Raw genomic sequence first — 17,277 nt, 5'->3', positions numbered from 1 at the left:
TCAAAAAAAGATCTGTCTACTTCTACACAATTGATTTATACATTCGTATAAACCAGAGCAAATTCTGTGCAGCAGGAAGCTGAAAGATGAATCCAACCCGACAAAAACTACTCGTTACCGGCCTCGCCATCGCCAGCGAAAAGGGGCTGCGCGGCCTGACGGTACGCGAACTGGCGGCAGCGGCCGAGGTGAACCTCGGCTCCTTCGTCTACCACTTCGGCAACCGCGACGCCTTTATCGATGAGCTGGTAGAGCTCTGGTACGCCCCCCTCTATGACGAGCTCAAATCGGTGGCAGCCAAAGGTTCCTACCCCTCTGCCATCGCCATGTTCGAGGCCACCATGGAGGCGCTGATCGGGCTGGTGGCGCGCCAGCGCGGCTTTATCAACCACCTGTTTGGCGATGCGCTGGCGGGTGAAGGGGCGGCCCAGCGTTTTCTGCTCAGCCTGCCGCGCCGCCATCCCCTGCTGCTGATCGAACAGGTACGGATGGCACAGGCGGAAGGGTCGCTGGTCGCGGGTCACCCGCTCCAGCTGATGATCTTCATCATGGGGTCGGTCGGCCTACCGCTGGTTATCGCCGGCAGCGGTCGTCAGCTCGGCTGGCTGCCTGAAGAGGCCGCCCCCTTTCTCGCCCAGATAGACAACCCCGAGGCCGCCAAACAGCGGCTGGTATGGGCCCTGCGCGGCCTGTGCCCCACAAATATGAAAGAAGGAAAAGCATTATGAAACAACGCATTGCAATCGTAGCCCTGCTGCTAACCGTTATCGGCGGCTACCTCTGGTGGCAGGGGCGCCCGGCCGACGGCTCCATCCTCTACGGCAATGTCGATATTCGCGACGTCAATCTGGCCTTTCGGGTCGGCGGCCGCGTCGATCAGGTGCTGGTTGATGAGGGGGATAGGGTAAAAGCCGGTCAACTGCTGGCCCGCCTCGATCCGGTTCCCCTCACCCACAGCCGCGACAGCGCCCGCGCCAATCTGGCCGCGCTCACTGCCGCCAACACCTTGATCCACAAAGGCTATCGCAGCGAAGAGACCGACCGCGCCCGGGCCGCACTGGCCGCCGCCGAAGCCGCTGCACTGGAAGCCGACCAGCAGTGGCGCCGCCAGAGCGCATTAGCGGCCACCGGCGCCATCTCCCGCGGTCAGCTCGATACTGCCCGCTCCCAGCGGGATCAGACCCGGGCGCAGGTACGCTCGGCACGCGAACAGCTCGCCCAGCTCGAAACCGGCTACCGCCCGGAAGAGATTGCCCAGTCCGATGCCCAGCTGGAAGGGGCCAAAGCGGCGCTCGCCAGTGCCGAACTGGCGCTGGCAGATGCCACCCTGACCGCCCCCAGCGACGGCATCATCATCAGCCGCGCCGTCGAGAACGGCAGCATGGTGCAGAGCGGAGCGACCGCCTTCAATCTCTCCCTGACTGCGCCGGTCTGGGTGCGCGCCTATGTGGAGGAGCCCTGGCTCGGCCACTTCCCGAGCGGCGCCAAAGTGACCCTCACCACCGACTCGCGGCCGGACAAGCCCTATCACGGGGTGGTGGGATTTGTCTCGCCGACCGCCGAGTTCACCCCGAAATCGGTGGAGACGCCGGACTTGCGCACTCACCTCGTCTACCGGCTGCGCATCGTGGTGCAGGATCCCGACCCGGCCCTGCGCCAAGGGATGCCGGTCACCGTCAGGCTGGCGCCATGAGCTGCGCCATCTCCCTTGAGGGGCTCACCAAACGCTTTGGTGAGCGGGTCGCCCTCAACGCCATCTCGGCCACCATTCCGGCTGGCGGCATCACCGGACTGGTGGGCCCCGACGGCGCGGGCAAGAGCACTTTGCTACGCCTGCTGGCCGGTCTGCTGATCCCGGAAGCGGGCACCATCCGGGTGCTGGGGCTGGATCCGGTGAGCGAGGGGGATCTGCTGCGCCAGCGCCTCGGCTACATGCCCCAGCAGTTCGGCCTCTACGAGGATCTCAGCGTGCTGGAGAACCTCACCCTCTACGCTGACTTGCGCGGCGTACTGGAGCCCGAACGCACGCCCACCTTCGCGCGGCTGCTCGCCTTCACCGATCTCGCTCGCTTCACCGCACGACCGGCAGGCAAGCTCTCTGGCGGGATGAAGCAGAAACTCGGGCTGGCCTGCGCCCTGCTCGGCACCCCGGATATGCTGCTGCTGGACGAACCGGGGGTCGGGGTCGATCCCATCTCCCGCCGCGCCCTCTGGCAGATGGTGCGCGAGCTGGCCAAGGGGGGGATGACGGTGCTCTGGAGTACCGCCTATCTCGATGAGGCGGAGCTGTGCGACCACGTGCTGCTGATGGCGGATGGCGAGGTGCGCACCAGCGGCACACCGGCCAATCTGATGGGGGCCATGGCCAGCCGCTGCTGGCTGCTGGAGGCGGGGCAGCTGGATGGCCGCGAGCGGCGCGCCCTGCTGCGCCGGGCACTGGCTCACCCGGCGGTGATGGATGGCGCAGTTGCGGGGGAGCGGGTTCGCCTGCTGCTGCACCCGGGCATGACGCCCCCACCGCTGGCAGAGCTGCAACTGACCAACGGCGCCTTTCAACCGGCCCAGCCCCGGCTGGAGGATGCCTTTATCGACCTGCTCGGCGGCGGCCCCGGCGGGGAGTCGAGTCTGGCGGCGGGGATGCGGGAAGCCGAACTGCCGCAGGGGGTCTCCCCCGAGGCGGTGATCGAGGCGCGCCACCTCACCAAGCGCTTCGGCGATTTTGCCGCCACCGATGATGTCAGCTTTGCGGTGCGCCGCGGCGAGATCTTCGGCCTGCTCGGCCCCAACGGAGCGGGCAAGTCCACCACCTTCAAGATGGAGTGCGGCCTGCTGCGCCCGAGCGAGGGACAGGCGCTGGTGACCGGCATCGATCTGGCCCACAGCCCCTCGGCGGCACGTCAGCGCCTCGGTTACATGGCGCAGAAGTTCTCCCTCTACAAGCAGCTTACCGTGGCGCAGAACCTCTCCTTCTTCGCCGGTATTTACGGCCTGTTCGGCCGCCACCAGCAGACGCGGATCGACGCCATGGTGACCGCTTTTGCCCTCACCCCCTGGCTCGATCAGAAGGCGGAATCCCTACCGCTCGGCCTGCGCCAGCGTCTTTCACTCGCCTGCGCCCTGCTGCACGAGCCGCCGCTGCTGTTTCTCGACGAGCCCACCTCCGGGGTCGATCCGGTGACCCGGCGCGAGTTCTGGTCGCACATCAACGCGCTGGCCGACCACGGCGTCACCGTGCTGGTCACCACCCACTTTATGGATGAGGCGGAGTATTGCGACCGCATCGCCCTCATCTATCGCGGCAAGCTGCTGGCCCTCGGCACCCCGGACGATCTCAAGGGGCTGGCCGCCAAAGAGGCGGCGACCTCTTTGCCAACCGGCTCCTTGCCGACCTGTTCTTTGCCAACAATGGAAGAGGCCTTTATCACCCTGGTCGAGCGGGCCAGCGAGGAGGACGCATGAGCATCAACCGTCGGCGACTGCTGGCCCTCTGCCGCAAGGAGACGCTGCAAATCGTCCGTGACCCGAGCAGCATCCTCATCGCCTTCATCATGCCGGTGGTACTGCTGGTAGTGATGGGTTACGCCATCAATCTGGATGTGGACCATCTGCGCCTCGGCATCTGGCGTACCGACAGCGGTGCCCCGGCGGTGCGGCTGGAGCAGGCCCTGCGCGGCTCTACCGCGCTGGAGATCCACAGCGGCCCGAGCAAGGCGTCCCTGCTCGCCAGTCTTGCCCGTGGCGAGATCCGCGGCCTGCTGGTGATCGACGACGGCTTCTCCCGCGCGCTGGCCGGTCAGGGCAATGGCACGCCGCAGGCGCTGCTGCTGACCGACGGCTCCGAGCCCAACACCGCCAACTTCGTCACCAACTATGTGCAGGGGATCTGGCAGGGGTGGCTCGAGGGCGAAGGGGTCGCCATGCCGGTGTCGATAGAGAGCCGCGCCTGGTTCAATCCGGCGCTGGTGAGCCGCAACTTTCTGGTACCGGGCTCCATTGCGGTGGTGATGACCATCATAGGTGCCCTGCTCACCTCGCTGGTGGTGGCGCGGGAGTGGGAGCGCGGCACCATGGAGGCACTGCTCGCCACCCCGGTCACCAAGGGGGAGCTGCTGCTCTCCAAGCTGCTGCCCTACTATGGCCTCGGCATCATTGCCATGCTGCTCTGCCTGCTCTTCTCGGTGGCGGTAATGGGCGTGCCATGGCGCGGCTCCCTGCTGCTGCTCTTTCTGGTCACCAGCGTCTTTCTCGGCAGCGCCCTCGGGCTCGGGCTGTTCCTCTCCACCGTGATGCGCAGCCAGTTCAACGCCGCGCAGGCAGCGCTGATCGCCGCCTTTCTGCCCGCGGTGATGCTGTCGGGCTTCGTGTTCGAGATCGCCAGCATGCCGCCGCTACTGCGGGCCATCACCCACCTCATTCCGGCCCGCTATTTCGCCAGCTCCCTGCAGACCCTCTATCAGGCGGGCAGCGTCTTTTCGATCCTGCTGGTCAACGGTTTCTGTCTGCTGCTGCTGGCCGGTTTCTGGCTGGCCCTGACCGCCCGCAAGACGCGGCGCACTCTGGAGTAACCCATGCTGATCCGACTCTGGTGGCTGATCCGAAAAGAGCTGCAGGCCCTGATGGGCAATACTCAGGGGCGCTTTCTGCTCATCATGCCGGTGCTGCTGCAAACCGCCCTCTTCCCGTTCGCCGCCACTCTGGAGGTGACCGGCAACACGCTGGCCATCTACAACCAGGATGGCGGAGCCCAGAGCCGCGAGCTGCTGGAGCGCCTCACCCATATGCCCGCCTTCACCACCATCATCCCGGTGCAAGGCGAGGCGGGCATGACCGAGGCCATCACCAGGCAACAGGCACTGCTCGGACTGATTATTCCGGGGGATTTCTCGCGCCGGCTGGCGCGGGGCGAACCGGCCAAGGTGCAGCTGATCATCGACGGGCGTCGCTCCAACGGCGGTCAGGTGGCGGCTGGCTACATCAGTCAGGTGATCGCCCGCTGGCAAAGTGAGGGCAAGGGGCAACCCGAACTGGCGGTGCGCAACCTCTACAACCCCAACGTCGAATTCCACTGGCATATCCTGCCGGCGCTGGTGGCCATCATCACCACCACCGGCTGTCTGATTGTCACCGCCCTCTCGGTCGCGCGGGAGCGGGAGGAGGGCACCTTCGATCAGCTGCTGGTCTCGCCCCTCACCGCGGGCTGGATCATGGCGGGCAAGGCGGTGCCCGGCATCATGGTGGCGGTGGGACAAGGGTGCATAGTCGCGCTGGCCGCCCGTTTTGTCTTTCACCTCCCCTTTGCCGGCAGCCTCAGCCTGCTGATGGCGGGCATGGTCTGCTACGGGCTGGCACTAGCCGGGATCGGGCTCTTCATCTCGTCGTTCTGCTCGACCCAGCAGCAGGCCTTTCTCGGGGTCTTCTCCTTCACCGTCCCGGCGGTGATCCTCTCGGGTTATATCTCGCCGGTGGAGAACATGCCGCAGGTGTTCCAGTGGCTGGCGGCCATCGACCCCCTCACCCACTTCATCGTGCTGCTCAAGGGGGTCTTCCTCAAGGGGTTCGACTGGTCGGCCGCTTGGCCCCTGCTCTGGCCACTACTCGCCATCGCCGGCGTCACCCTGTCGCTGGCGCTCGCAATGTTCCGCCGCCATATCGCCTGACGCGCCGCCTTGCTCCGCTGATGCCGGTCTCGCCCAGTGCGAGATCGGCTTTTTCCGACAGAAGTTTTCACTCCCCGGCTTTTGCTAAAGCGCTCTTGCTCTCCACCATCCCTCACTCCAAGCCAGCGCAGAAATCATCAACTGGTATACCTATTTTTGTATATCTTTGAATTTTATCGAATTACCCCTGACGAGATATATAAATAGACACTTGATTTGCATCAATTGCCCGCCCCGACTGACTGGGTAGCCTAGCCCCAGAATGATGTTTTATTACTCCAAACTAGAGGCAATCATGAGCAAAGTCAGACTGGTCGTTGTGGGCAACGGCATGGTGGGGCACCGCTTCATCGAAGAGTTGATCGAGCGGGCCGAGCCGGGCCGCTACGAGATCACTGTCTTCGGTGCAGAACCCCGTCCCGCCTACGATCGCGTCCATCTCTCCTCCTACTTCTCCCATCACACCAGCGAAGATCTCTCCCTCGTCAAACCCGGCTTCTACGACAAGCACGGCATCAGCCTGCTGCTCGGCGAAGCGGTGAAAAAAATCGACAGGGCCAACCGCGAAGTGCACTCCAACAAGGGCACAGTGGTCGGGTACGACAAGCTGGTGCTGGCCACCGGCTCCTACCCCTGGGTGCCGCCCATCCAGGGCTGCCAGCACCACGAGTGCTTCGTCTACCGCACCATCGAGGATCTGAAAGCCATCCGCAGCGCCGCCAAGAGCGGCAAGAGCGGGGTGGTGATCGGGGGTGGCCTGCTTGGCCTCGAAGCGGCCGGCGCCCTCAAGGCGCTGGGTCTCGAGACCCATGTGGTGGAGTTTGCTCCGGTGCTGATGGCCGAGCAGCTCGATGGTCAGGGCGGCCAGCTGCTGCGCCGCAAGATCGAATCCATGGGGGTGCAGGTACACACCAGCAAGAGCACCAGCGAGATCCTGATGCACGGCGGCGAACAGGCGAAACACCGCCTCGCCTTCGCCGACGGCAGCCAACTGGAAGTGGACGTGGTGGTCTTCTCCACCGGCATTCGTCCGCAAGATACCCTGGGCCGCTACGGTGATCTCGCCATCGCCGAGCGCGGCGGCATCGTCATCGACGATCACTGCCTCACCTCCGACCCCGACATCTACGCCATCGGCGAGTGCGCCGCCTGGCAGGGCCGCTTCTTCGGGCTGGTTGCGCCGGGCTACAAGATGGCCCAGATCACCGTCGACCATCTGCTCGGCGGCGACAGCCGTTTCGAGGGGGCGGACATGAGCGCCAAGCTCAAGCTGCTCGGCGTCTCCGTCGGCTCCATCGGCGATGCCCATGGCCGCACCCCGGGCAGCCACAGCTATGTGTTTCAGGACGATCAGGCCGGCGTCTACAAGAAGATCGTGGTGAACGAAGACAACAGCCGCCTGCTCGGCGCCGTGCTGGTGGGTGACGTGGAAGATTACGGCAACCTGCTGCAGATGATGCTCAACGCCCTGCCGCTGCCGAGCCACCCGGATACCCTGATCCTGCCCGCCTACGCCGGTGCCAAGCCGACGCTGGGGGTGGATGCCCTGCCGGAGAGCGCCCAGATCTGCTCCTGCTTTGACGTCTCCAAAGGCGACATCGCCCAGGCGGTGGCCGAGGGGCACACCACGCTGGCCGCCATCAAGCAGCACACCAAGGCCGGTACCGGCTGCGGCGGCTGCGTGCCGCTCATCAGTCAGGTGCTCAACGCCGAGCTGGTGAAGCAGGGCATCGAGGTCAACAACCACCTCTGCGCCCACTTCCCCCACTCCCGTCAGGAGCTGTTCCATCTGGTCAAGGTGGAGGGGATCAAGAGCTTCGACGAGCTGCTGGCCAAGCACGGTCAGGGCTATGGCTGCGAGGTGTGCAAACCGACCGTCGGCTCCATCCTCGCCTCCTGCTGGAACGAGCATGTGCTGAGCCCGCGCAACATCCCGCTGCAGGACACCAACGACATCTTCCTCGGCAACATGCAGAAGGACGGCAGCTACTCCGTCATCCCGCGCATGGCTGGTGGCGAAGTGACTCCGGAGGGGCTGCTGGCGGTGGCCGAAGTGGCCCGCGACTACAAGCTCTACACCAAGATCACCGGCGCCCAGCGCATCGGCCTGTTCGGGGCCCAGAAGGATGATCTGCCCGCCATCTGGCGCAAGCTGCTGGCGGCCGGTTTCGAGACCGGTCAGGCCTACGCCAAGGCGCTGCGCATGGCCAAGACCTGTGTCGGCAGCACCTGGTGCCGCTTCGGCGTACAGGACAGCGTCGGCCTAGGGGTCTTCCTCGAGAACCGCTACAAGGGCATTCGCACCCCGCACAAGATGAAGTTCGGCGTCTCCGGCTGCACCCGCGAGTGTGCGGAAGCGCAGGGCAAGGACGTTGGCATCATCGCCACCGATGCGGGCTGGAACCTCTATGTGGGCGGCAACGGCGGCATGAAGCCGCGCCACGCCGATCTGCTGGCGTCTGACCTCGACCGCGAGACCCTCATCAAGCTGATCGACCGCTTTATGATGTTCTACGTCACCAGCGCCGACAAACTGCAGCGCACCTCGGTCTGGCTCGGCAATCTGGAAGGGGGCGTCGACTACCTGCGCGAGGTGATCGTCGACGACAAGCTGGGGCTGGCCGAGACGCTGGAGCGCGATATCCAGACCCTGATCGACAGCTACGAGTGCGAATGGTCGCGCACCCTCAATGAAGAGGAGGCGCTCAAGCGCTTCAGCCACTTCATCAACAGCGACAAGCGCGATCCGGACGTTCAGTTCGTTGCCGAGCGCGACCAGCACCGACCGGCGACCCCGGCCGAGCGCATCCCCGTCTACCAGATCGAGGTGGAAACCAAATGATGAAACTTGCCTGCCAACTCAACGACATCCTGCCGGGAACCGGCGTCTGTGCACTCATTGAGGGTCGCCAGATCGCCCTGTTCCGCCCGAGCGCGGCCGCCGAGGTGTTCGCCATCGACAACCGGGATCCCTTCTTCGCCGCCAACGTGCTGTCGCGGGGCCTGATTTGCGAACACGACGGCGAGCTCTGGGTCGCCAGCCCGCTCAAGAAGCAGCGCTTTCGCCTGAGCGATGGCCACTGTTTCGACAATCCCGCCATGTCGGTTCAAAGCTACCCCGTTGAAGTACGCGACCAGCAGGTCTGGGTCGCCGTCTAAGCCGATTTCACTCTCTTTCGGGCTGCCTGTGGGCAGCCCTTTCAAGGACTCACAAGATGTATACGGAAACCATTAACAAGTGCGCCGCCAACGCGGCCCGCATCAACCGCTTCGAGCGCAGCGACAAGCTCGGCTTCTGGCTCAGCTCCGCCATGGCGGGGGCCTATGTGGGCCTCGGCATCATCCTTATCTTCACCCTCGGCAATCTGGTGGATCCCGCCATCCGGCCGCTGGTGATGGGGGCCACCTTCGGTATCGCCCTGACGCTGGTGATCATCGCCGGCTCCGAGCTGTTTACCGGCCACACCATGTTCCTCACCTTCGGGGTGAAGAGCGGCAAGATCACCATGGCCGACCTGCTGCGTATCCTGCCGCAGACCTGGGCGGGCAACCTGATTGGCTCCATCGTGGTGGCGCTCATCTACTCCTACGGCGGCAGCCTGCTACCGGATGCAGGCAGTCTGGCCCACAAGGTGGCGCTGGCCAAGACCCAGGCACCGGCCCTGACCCTGTTTATGAAGGGGATCCTCTGTAACTGGCTGGTCTGCCTCGCCATCTGGATGGCGCTGCGCACCGAAGGGGCCGCCCGCTTCATCGCCATCTGGTGGTGCCTGCTGGCCTTTATCGCCTCCGGCTATGAGCACTCCATCGCCAACATGACCCTGTTCGCCCTCTCCTGGTTTGGTGCCCACTCCGAGGCCTACACCCTGGGCGGCATCGGCCACAACCTGCTGTGGGTGACGCTGGGCAACACAGTCTCCGGCGTCCTCTTTATGGGCCTCGGCTACTGGTATGCCACTCCCAAGGCGGAGCGCCCGGTCGCGGTACACGAGACCACCAGCACCGCCAACCAGACCCGAACCGCCTGATCCGGAGGCCCCATGGACTACTTGCCCATATTTTGCCGACTCGACAACAAACCCGTGCTGCTGGTCGGCGGCGGCGAGGTAGCGGAGCGCAAGGCGCGCCTGCTGCTGGATGCCGGTGCTCGCCTCACCGTGGTGGCGCCCGAGCTCGACCCCGAGCTGGCGGAACTGGCTGCCAACGGCAGCATCGAGTGGCTGGCCGGTGAATTTGTGCCGGAACAACTGGCGGGCAAATGGCTGGTGGTGGCAGCAACCGATCGGCGCGAGGTGAATGCGCTGGTTTACCAAAGCGCCAATCAGGCGCGGATCTTTGCCAACGTGGTGGATGACCCGAAACGCTCCAGCTTCATCATGCCGTCGATCATCGACCGCTCACCGCTGATGGTGGCCATCTCCTCCGGCGGCAAGGCGCCTGTGCTGGCCCGGCTGCTGCGGGAAAAACTGGAAGCCCTGCTGCCGCAACATCTGGGGGCCGTGGCGACCTTTGCCGGCAGCCTGCGGGAGCGGGTCAAGGCCCGCTTCGCCACCATGGGGGAGCGACGCCGCTTCTGGGAGCGGCTGCTCGGGGCGGATCGGCTCGGTCAGGCGCTGGCGCGGGGCGATAGCGCCTCTGCCAACCAGCTGGCCGACAGCCTGTTTGCCGACGAAAGCCAGAGCGCTGGCGAGGTGGTGCTGGTGGGAGCAGGCCCCGGCGATCCGGGTCTGCTCACCCTGCACGCCCTGCGCCAGATGCAGCAGGCGGACGTGGTGGTTTACGACCGACTGGTCTCCGACGAGGTGATGGCGCTGGTGCGCCGGGATGCCAAGCGCATCTTCGTCGGCAAGCAGGCGGGCAACCACTGCGTGCCGCAGGAGGGGATCAACCAGCTCTTGCTGGAGGAGGCGAAGAAAGGCCAGCGGGTGGTGCGGCTGAAGGGGGGCGACCCCTTTATCTTCGGCCGTGGCGGCGAGGAGCTGGAGACGCTGGTCGGCAGCGGCATCGGCTTTCAGGTGGTGCCGGGGATCACTGCGGCCAGCGGCTGCGCCGCCTACGCCGGCATTCCGCTGACCCACCGCGATCACGCCCAGAGCGTGCGCTTCGTCACTGCTCACGGCAAGGGGGGCGCCCGGGATCTCGACTGGCCGCTGCTGGCCAAGGACAAGCAGACGCTAGTGTTCTACATGGGGCTCTCATCCTGCGCCACCATCCGCGAGCAGCTGCTGGCTCACGGCAAAGCGAGCAACACCCCGGTGGCGCTGATCGAGCGCGGCACCCAGCCCTGCCAGCGGGTCATTCGTGGCACCCTAGACCAGTTGCCCGCGCTGGCGGTGGGGGTCGAAAGCCCGGCGCTGATCATGGTGGGTTCTGTGGTAACCCTAGCCGACCGGCTCGCCTGGTTTGGCGAGGCACCACAGCGCCAGCGAGCCCTCGCCTGAGGTATCCTCGGCAACTCACCATGAGGCCACCAGCAGGTGGCCTCACCTTTACCTCCCTCTTCTCCCATCACGGTCATAACCTGTTGTTTTAAGTCTGGTATCCTATGGGCATTGAGCCCTTGGCTACCATCTCAGGAATTCATCCCATGTCTCTTCCCATCAAGAACAGCGCCCGGCAGCGCGCGGATGACAGATCCCGCATTCTCACCCTGCTGCTACGCGATGACGCCCTCACCGACAGCCTGCTCGATCCGCAGGTGGTGCAGGATGCCGAGCAACGCGATCAGACCAGCGAACTCACCTCGCTGGTCAACGGGTTGCCCGCCGCCGACGTCGCCGATGCGCTGGAGTCGCTGCCGCCCGATGAGCGTCATGCCCTGTGGGCGCTGGTGGAGGAGGAGAAGCGCGGCCAGATCCTGGTTGAAGCGTCGGAGACGGTGTGGGACAGCCTTATCAGCGGGATGAGCGACAAGGAGCTGCTGCACGCCCTGCGCACCCTGGATATCGACGACCAGATCTATCTGGGCCAGTACCTGCCCCGCAACCTGATGGGGCGGCTGCTCACCTATATGGCCCCTGCCGAGAGGGATCGGGTGCGGGAGGTGATCCGCTACGGCAAGCACACCGTCGGCGCCATGATGGACTTCGAGATCATCACCATCCGCCCCGAGGTGAGTCTGGCCACGGTGCAGCGCTATCTGCGGCTGCGCGGCAAGATCCCCGCCAACACCGACAAGCTGTTCGTCATCGATCGGCGCAACCATTTGCTGGGGGAGCTGGCCCTCACCACAGTGCTGCTGCACAAGCCCGCCACCCTGGTGAGCGACGTGATGGAGCGGGATCCGGTCACCTTCGATCCGGAGGATAACGACGAAGCGGCAGCCCGCACCTTCGAGCGGGATGACCTGCTCTCCGCCGCCGTAGTGGATGGCAAGGGCAAGCTGATGGGCCGCCTCACCGTCGAAGAGGTGGTGGATCTGGTCTATGAGGAGAGTGACACCGACCTGCGCCGGATGGGGGGTATCAGCGAGGATGAAGACGTGTTCGCCCCTGTCTCCAAGGCGGTCAAGACCCGCTGGGCCTGGCTTGCCATCAACCTCTGCACCGCCTTTGTCGCCTCGCGGGTGATCGGCCTGTTCGAGCACACCATCTCCCAGCTGGTGGCGCTGGCGGCGCTGATGCCCATCGTCGCCGGGATCGGCGGCAACACCGGCAACCAGACCATCACCATGATAGTGCGGGCGCTGGCGTTGCAGCACATTCAGGCGGGCAACCTCTCCTTCCTGCTGCTGCGGGAACTCGGCGTCGCCTTTATCAACGGGCTGGTGTGGGGCGGCACCATGGGCATTGCCACCTATCTGCTCTATCAGGATGCGGCGCTCGGCGCCGTGATGACCCTGGCCATGATGCTCAACCTGCTGGTGGCGGCGTTGATGGGGGTGATTATCCCCATGACCATGACCCGCCTCGGCCGCGACCCGGCAGTCGGTGCCAGCGTGATGATCACCGCCATCACCGATACCGGCGGCTTCTTTATCTTCCTCGGGCTGGCGACACTGTTCCTGCTGTAAACCGTGCGTTGAAAACAACAAGGGAGCCACTGGCTCCCTTGTTGTTTCAGGCGCGTTTGCCCACCCCTGCCGTTAGCTGCTTATCGCTTGTCAGCGGTGATCAGCAAGCCATTGGTGTCGGGGAAGCCGATGACCAGCGCCTCTTTTTTGGCATCCGTGGTAAAGGTGGTGACATAGGCGACGCGGTTATCCATCGCCCGGGCCAGAGCGGCATTCCAGAGGTTTTCGATCGGCGTGGCGGCAGCGGATTGCTTGAAGTTGCACTTGCCAAACCCGGTCATGGTCAGCTTGCTCAACCCGGCCGTCGCACTCCCCTCGCCCACCAGCGTACAACCTGCCGCCGGGAACTCGATCGCCACCGTCAGCTTGCCGCCGTTGTTGGTGGTATCCACCTTGCCCACCATGTCGCTGCTGAAGCCATCGCTGTCCGTGGCACTCCAGCTGGCCGTGGTCACCGCTTTGGTGGCCAGGGCCGTCACCGCCACATGACCGCTGAAACCGGAATAGATGGGGGAGTTGTCGGAGAACTTGGTGCCGGTCCGGGTGAAATCAAAAACCCAGCGCTTGATCTCCTTGCCCTGCAGATCGATGACCGGCTGATCCTGGAAGGTGATGAGGTTGTGGTCGTTGGTCACCGAGCTGAGCGCCGTGCTGGTGCCGAGCCGCTCGCTGTTGCGGATCAACTGCACCGGGTAGATCCCGTCTTTGTCGGCTTTCTGGTCAGCCTGACCCAGCCACTGACTGTTGGTCTCGACCTTGCCCACCTGATGATCCACCCAGACACCCCAGTACTGCACGGTTTCACCCTTCGGGTAGACCAGCGCCAGACCATCCAGATCCTTGATCATGCGCGGCGTCGCCTTGTCGCCATCGCGGCTCATCAGATTCGCTTGGTAAAGACCCGCCTCCGGCAGTGCCAGTGGCACCCGTTTGGCGATGCTGTTGGCAGCTTTTTCGCTGTCACAGGCAGACAGGGCCGCAGCGCAGGCGATGGCCAGCAGCGCTTTGTTGTGCATTTTCATGAGGTTTTATTCCTTGCTGTCGCTTTGTAATTTTTAGATGCAATCAATCGCCGCTGAATTTAAGGGAAAGGTCATCTATCAGTCGAATGGAGATCTGTAACCAACCATTACAGCCTCGCAGGAGCGGCAGACCGCGCCGCTTGCTCCGACCGCACAGCGGTGACGACAACAGGGTGACTAACAGTGAAAGAGCATTGAGGGTGGAGGCCCTGAAGAAAGACAAAAAAGAGATTGAAATCAGAGCCATAACTCTATTAACAGGAGGGTAATTAGCCCGAATTGCCAGCCTGCTCACAATCGGATTCTTTTGCTGTCGATAGAATGCACCACGCTGGCATACCCATAACAAGAGAATCCAACAATGAAAACCACCCTCAAACTGAGCGCGGTGGCAGTTATCTTTTTGCTGTCCGGCTGTGATGACAACAACTCTCAGGCCCCCGGTGATCTCACCCTGCGGCTGATCGAAACCTCTGATATCCACTCCAACCTGCTGAGCTACGACTACTACCAGAACAAGCCGGATGCCTCGCTGGGCTTTGCCCGCACCGCAGTGCTGATCCGCAAGGCCCGCGAAGAGAACGCCAACAACTTGCTGATCGACAACGGCGACCTGATCCAGGGCACCCCGCTGGCCGACTATATCCACGACCAGCAGGTCAAACAGCAGTGGCTGAGCAAGCAGACCCATCCCGCCATCAAGGCGCTCAACACCATGAGCTATGATGTCGGCAACCTGGGCAACCACGAATTCAACTTCGGTCTCGACTTCCTCTCAGAGACCCTGAAAGGGGCCAACTACCCCTACATCAACGCCAACGTCTTCCAGGCCGATGCCTTCAGTCGTGATGGCAAGGGCACCATCGACTGGAGCAAGCAGAAGTTCAAACCCTATGTGGTGCTGGATCGTCAGGTGAAGGATGCCAACGGCAATACCCAGACCATCAAGGTCGGGGTGCTGGGCCTGACCCCGCCCCAGATCACCCAGTGGGACAAGCGCAATCTGGAAGGCAAGGTGGTGGTGGCCGATATGGTCGAAACCGCCGAGCACTATGTACCCGAAATCCGCGCCAAGGGCGCTGACATCGTCGTGGTCGTGGCCCACACCGGCATCATAGGTGACCCGCGCGAACCCATGATGGAGAACGCCGCCCTGCCGCTGGCCAAGGTGAAGGGGGTCGATGCCCTGCTGCTGGGCCACGCCCACCGCACCTTCCCGGGCGATTACCCCAACATGACCGACGTGGACAACGAGAAAGGGACACTAGCGGGCGTACCGACCGTGATGCCGGGCGTCTGGGGTAACCACCTCGGCATCATCGACCTGCACATGACCTGGAAAGAGGGTCGCTGGGAAGTGGCCTCCAGCCAATCCCAGCTGCGCAAAATCGACAGCAGCGCCAGCAGCACCGAAGATCAGGCGGTAGTCGATCAGGTCATTGCCGAGCACGAGCAGGCCAACCAGTGGCTGGACGAGCCCCTCAGCAAGATCACCAAGCCGATCCACAGCTTCTTCGCGCTGGTGCAGGATGACCCCTCCATCCAGATCGTCAGCGACGCCCAGCTGTGGCACGCCAAGAAACTGCAACAGGATGGTCAGCTCAAGGAGAAATGGCCCATCCTCTCCGCCGCCGCGCCATTCCGTGGCGGTCGCAACGGTCCGACCGACTTCACCTATGTACCGGCTGGCGATATCTCCCTGCGCAACGTGGCCGACCTCTATGTCTACCCCAACACCCTGCAGGTAGTCGCCATCAATGGCGCGACCGTACAGGAGTGGCTGGAGAAGAGCGCCGTCCAGTTCAACAAGATCGATGCCGCCAGCACCGCCACCCAGTGGCTGGTGAACGAGAAGTACCGCACCTACAACTTCGACGTGATCGACGGGGTGAACTATCAGGTCGATGTGACCAAACCCGCCCGTTACGATGTGGATGGCAACAAGGTGAGCGACAGCTATCGCATCACCAATCTCACCTATCAGGGCAAGGCAATCGACCCGGCCCAGATGTTCTACGTGGTGACCAACAACTACCGCGCCAGTGGTGGTGGCAACTTCCCGGGCATCAACGCCAAGGTGATCGTCCATGAAGATCAGTTCGAAACCCGCGAAGTGCTCTCCGAATACCTCAAGGATCTGGCAGAGAAGAATCCGGCCGGTTTCGAGCCTCCAGCAGACAACAACTGGCAGCTGGCCCCCCTGCCCGCCAATCTGGATCTGCGCATCTACAGCTCGCCACGCAGCGAGGCGCAAGCCCTGACCGGTGGCAAGCTGAACTATGTGGAGACCCTGCCACCCACCGATGCCAAACACCCCGGCTTTGGCGTCTACAAGCTGGTGCTGGCCCCCTGAACCTCAGGGTTAATCCGGCAATAACCTCTGCAACCCCCTCCTGATACGAGGGGGTTTTTAATGGTACTGGCAGCGGGATATGCACCTGTAAGCCAGCCGCTACCTGCGGCAACTCGCGCAGCCCGTTTATCCCTTCACGCCATCGCCTCCCTCTGTCGAACCATCCAGATCCCGGCTGGTCTGCCCCATACCGCCCATAAAAAAACAGGCCCACCGAAGTGGGCCTGCTGTTATTTGCTTGGGTGGGAGTATCGCAATAAAAGGCGCTACTCCCGCTCCTTCACATAAGGTGTACCAAGTGCCTTGGGGGCCACGGCACGGCCGATAAAGCCGGCCAGCAGGAACACGGTCAGGATGTAGGGCAGTGCCTCGATGGCCTGCACCGGAATGGCGAAGCCACCGATGCTGACCCCTTGCAGGCGGATGGCGACTGCATCGAGGAAACCGAACAGCAGGCAGGCGGCCATGGCATTCCAGGGGCGCCACTTGCCGAACACCAGCGCCGCCAGCGCCATAAAGCCCTTACCCGCACTCATGTTGGGGATGAACTGGGCCGTCTGGGCCACCGCCAGATAGGTGCCACCGATACCGGCCAGCAGGCCGCCGATGAGGAGCGCGGTGTAGCGCATCCGCACCACAGAGATACCGGCGGTATCGACCGCTGCGGGCGCCTCGCCCACCGCCCGCAGACGCAGACCGAAGCGGGTACGAAACATCACCCACCATGCCAGCGGTACGCAGACAAACGCTACGTACTCCAGCAGGGAGTGGCCGCTCAACAGCTCGCTGTAGAGCTGGCCGATCACCGGCACATCCCACAGCTCCTTGGCATAGGGCAGATCGATGGGGGCGAAACGGGCATCACCGGAGAGTGCCGGTGTCTGGCCACCCTGATCGAACCAGTAACGGCCCAGCGTCACGGTCAGACCGGCCGCCAGAATGTTGATGGCCATCCCGCTCACCACCTGATCACCCCGGTGGGTGATGGTGGCAAAGCCGTGCATCAGGGCGAACAGGATGGAGACACCCACCCCGGCACCCAGACCTATCCAGGCAGAACCGGAGACCGCCGCCGCCGCACCACTGGCGAACGCCGCCGCCAGCAGTTTGCCTTCCAGCGCGATGTTGACCACCCCGGAGCGCTCGCAGAACATGCCAGCCATGGCGGCGAGAATGAGCGGCGGCGCAGTACGAATGGTCGCATCCAGCATCAGGATCAGAATTTCAAACATG

General features: G+C 63.7%; 13 protein-coding genes. 11 read left to right on the top strand and 2 right to left on the bottom strand.

Annotated features, from left to right (window positions below):
• Nucleotides 1-86: 86 nt before the first annotated feature.
• The 10 genes from ACB042_RS14680 to mgtE all read left to right on the top strand — a co-directional run bounded on the left by ACB042_RS14680 (nucleotide 87) and on the right by mgtE (nucleotide 12,669).
• Nucleotides 87-728, top strand: a complete 642-nt coding sequence (locus tag ACB042_RS14680) for a TetR/AcrR family transcriptional regulator (protein WP_371178640.1) — start codon at nucleotides 87-89, stop codon at nucleotides 726-728.
• A complete protein-coding gene (hlyD, locus tag ACB042_RS14675) occupies nucleotides 725-1,693 on the top strand; it encodes a secretion protein HlyD (RefSeq protein ID WP_371178639.1) in 969 nt (322 codons plus the stop codon). The genes ACB042_RS14680 and hlyD overlap by 4 nt, the downstream gene beginning before the upstream one ends.
• Nucleotides 1,690-3,459: an ATP-binding cassette domain-containing protein gene (locus tag ACB042_RS14670; protein WP_371178638.1), complete on the top strand. Its 1,770-nt coding sequence runs from the start codon at nucleotides 1,690-1,692 to the stop codon at nucleotides 3,457-3,459. The genes hlyD and ACB042_RS14670 overlap by 4 nt, the downstream gene beginning before the upstream one ends.
• Complete coding sequence (locus ACB042_RS14665; RefSeq protein WP_110304255.1) at nucleotides 3,456-4,565, top strand: ABC transporter permease; 1,110 nt, start codon at nucleotides 3,456-3,458, stop codon at nucleotides 4,563-4,565. The genes ACB042_RS14670 and ACB042_RS14665 overlap by 4 nt, the downstream gene beginning before the upstream one ends.
• Before the next feature lie 3 nt (nucleotides 4,566-4,568).
• Nucleotides 4,569-5,657: an ABC transporter permease gene (locus ACB042_RS14660; protein ID WP_323936538.1), complete on the top strand. Its 1,089-nt coding sequence runs from the start codon at nucleotides 4,569-4,571 to the stop codon at nucleotides 5,655-5,657.
• Nucleotides 5,658-5,952: 295 nt separating this feature from the next.
• Nucleotides 5,953-8,499, top strand: a complete 2,547-nt coding sequence (gene nirB / locus ACB042_RS14655; RefSeq protein ID WP_371178637.1) for a nitrite reductase large subunit NirB — start codon at nucleotides 5,953-5,955, stop codon at nucleotides 8,497-8,499.
• On the top strand, nucleotides 8,499-8,816 hold the full coding sequence (gene nirD, locus ACB042_RS14650) for a nitrite reductase small subunit NirD (RefSeq protein WP_041202829.1): 318 nt from the start codon (nucleotides 8,499-8,501) through the stop codon (nucleotides 8,814-8,816). The genes nirB and nirD overlap by 1 nt, the downstream gene beginning before the upstream one ends.
• A gap of 56 nt (nucleotides 8,817-8,872) precedes the next feature.
• Nucleotides 8,873-9,685: a nitrite transporter NirC gene (nirC, locus tag ACB042_RS14645; protein ID WP_371178636.1), complete on the top strand. Its 813-nt coding sequence runs from the start codon at nucleotides 8,873-8,875 to the stop codon at nucleotides 9,683-9,685.
• A 12-nt stretch (nucleotides 9,686-9,697) separates the two neighbouring features.
• Nucleotides 9,698-11,098: a siroheme synthase CysG gene (gene cysG / locus ACB042_RS14640; RefSeq protein WP_371178635.1), complete on the top strand. Its 1,401-nt coding sequence runs from the start codon at nucleotides 9,698-9,700 to the stop codon at nucleotides 11,096-11,098.
• A gap of 146 nt (nucleotides 11,099-11,244) precedes the next feature.
• Nucleotides 11,245-12,669, top strand: a complete 1,425-nt coding sequence (gene mgtE / locus ACB042_RS14635; protein WP_128816170.1) for a magnesium transporter — start codon at nucleotides 11,245-11,247, stop codon at nucleotides 12,667-12,669.
• An 80-nt stretch (nucleotides 12,670-12,749) separates the two neighbouring features.
• On the opposite strand, the gene ACB042_RS14630 is transcribed toward mgtE, so the two are convergent.
• Nucleotides 12,750-13,691 (bottom strand): hypothetical protein, encoded by a 942-nt coding sequence (locus tag ACB042_RS14630; protein ID WP_371178634.1) that lies wholly within the window; start codon nucleotides 13,689-13,691, stop codon nucleotides 12,750-12,752.
• Nucleotides 13,692-14,052: 361 nt separating this feature from the next.
• On the opposite strand from ACB042_RS14630, the gene ACB042_RS14625 reads away from it, so the two are divergent.
• The gene (locus tag ACB042_RS14625; protein WP_021230729.1) at nucleotides 14,053-16,044 is read left to right on the top strand and encodes a bifunctional 2',3'-cyclic-nucleotide 2'-phosphodiesterase/3'-nucleotidase; all 1,992 of its coding nucleotides are present in this window, start codon (nucleotides 14,053-14,055) and stop codon (nucleotides 16,042-16,044) included.
• Nucleotides 16,045-16,310: 266 nt separating this feature from the next.
• On the opposite strand, the gene ACB042_RS14620 is transcribed toward ACB042_RS14625, so the two are convergent.
• Nucleotides 16,311-17,276 (bottom strand): ABC transporter permease, encoded by a 966-nt coding sequence (locus tag ACB042_RS14620; RefSeq protein ID WP_371178633.1) that lies wholly within the window; start codon nucleotides 17,274-17,276, stop codon nucleotides 16,311-16,313.
• Nucleotide 17,277: the final 1 nt, after the last annotated feature.

This window comes from Aeromonas sp. S13(2024) (genome assembly GCF_041402405.1).
Taxonomy (GTDB): domain Bacteria; phylum Pseudomonadota; class Gammaproteobacteria; order Enterobacterales; family Aeromonadaceae; genus Aeromonas; species Aeromonas veronii.
Note: the sequence above shows the minus strand (reverse complement) of the source record. Positions and strands in the feature narration are given on the sequence as shown.

Excerpts from the sequence above, each read along its gene's own strand:
- ACB042_RS14680 (WP_371178640.1), top strand. The coding sequence starts at position 87 with ATGAATCCAACCCGACAAAAACTACTCGTTACCGGCCTCGCCATCGCC.
- hlyD (WP_371178639.1), top strand. The coding sequence starts at position 725 with ATGAAACAACGCATTGCAATCGTAGCCCTGCTGCTAACCGTTATCGGC.
- ACB042_RS14670 (WP_371178638.1), top strand. The coding sequence starts at position 1,690 with ATGAGCTGCGCCATCTCCCTTGAGGGGCTCACCAAACGCTTTGGTGAG.
- ACB042_RS14665 (WP_110304255.1), top strand. The coding sequence starts at position 3,456 with ATGAGCATCAACCGTCGGCGACTGCTGGCCCTCTGCCGCAAGGAGACG.
- ACB042_RS14660 (WP_323936538.1), top strand. The coding sequence starts at position 4,569 with ATGCTGATCCGACTCTGGTGGCTGATCCGAAAAGAGCTGCAGGCCCTG.
- nirB (WP_371178637.1), top strand. The coding sequence starts at position 5,953 with ATGAGCAAAGTCAGACTGGTCGTTGTGGGCAACGGCATGGTGGGGCAC.
- nirD (WP_041202829.1), top strand. The coding sequence starts at position 8,499 with ATGAAACTTGCCTGCCAACTCAACGACATCCTGCCGGGAACCGGCGTC.
- nirC (WP_371178636.1), top strand. The coding sequence starts at position 8,873 with ATGTATACGGAAACCATTAACAAGTGCGCCGCCAACGCGGCCCGCATC.
- cysG (WP_371178635.1), top strand. The coding sequence starts at position 9,698 with ATGGACTACTTGCCCATATTTTGCCGACTCGACAACAAACCCGTGCTG.
- mgtE (WP_128816170.1), top strand. The coding sequence starts at position 11,245 with ATGTCTCTTCCCATCAAGAACAGCGCCCGGCAGCGCGCGGATGACAGA.
- ACB042_RS14630 (WP_371178634.1), bottom strand. The coding sequence starts at position 13,691 with ATGAAAATGCACAACAAAGCGCTGCTGGCCATCGCCTGCGCTGCGGCC.
- ACB042_RS14625 (WP_021230729.1), top strand. The coding sequence starts at position 14,053 with ATGAAAACCACCCTCAAACTGAGCGCGGTGGCAGTTATCTTTTTGCTG.
- ACB042_RS14620 (WP_371178633.1), bottom strand. The coding sequence starts at position 17,276 with ATGTTTGAAATTCTGATCCTGATGCTGGATGCGACCATTCGTACTGCG.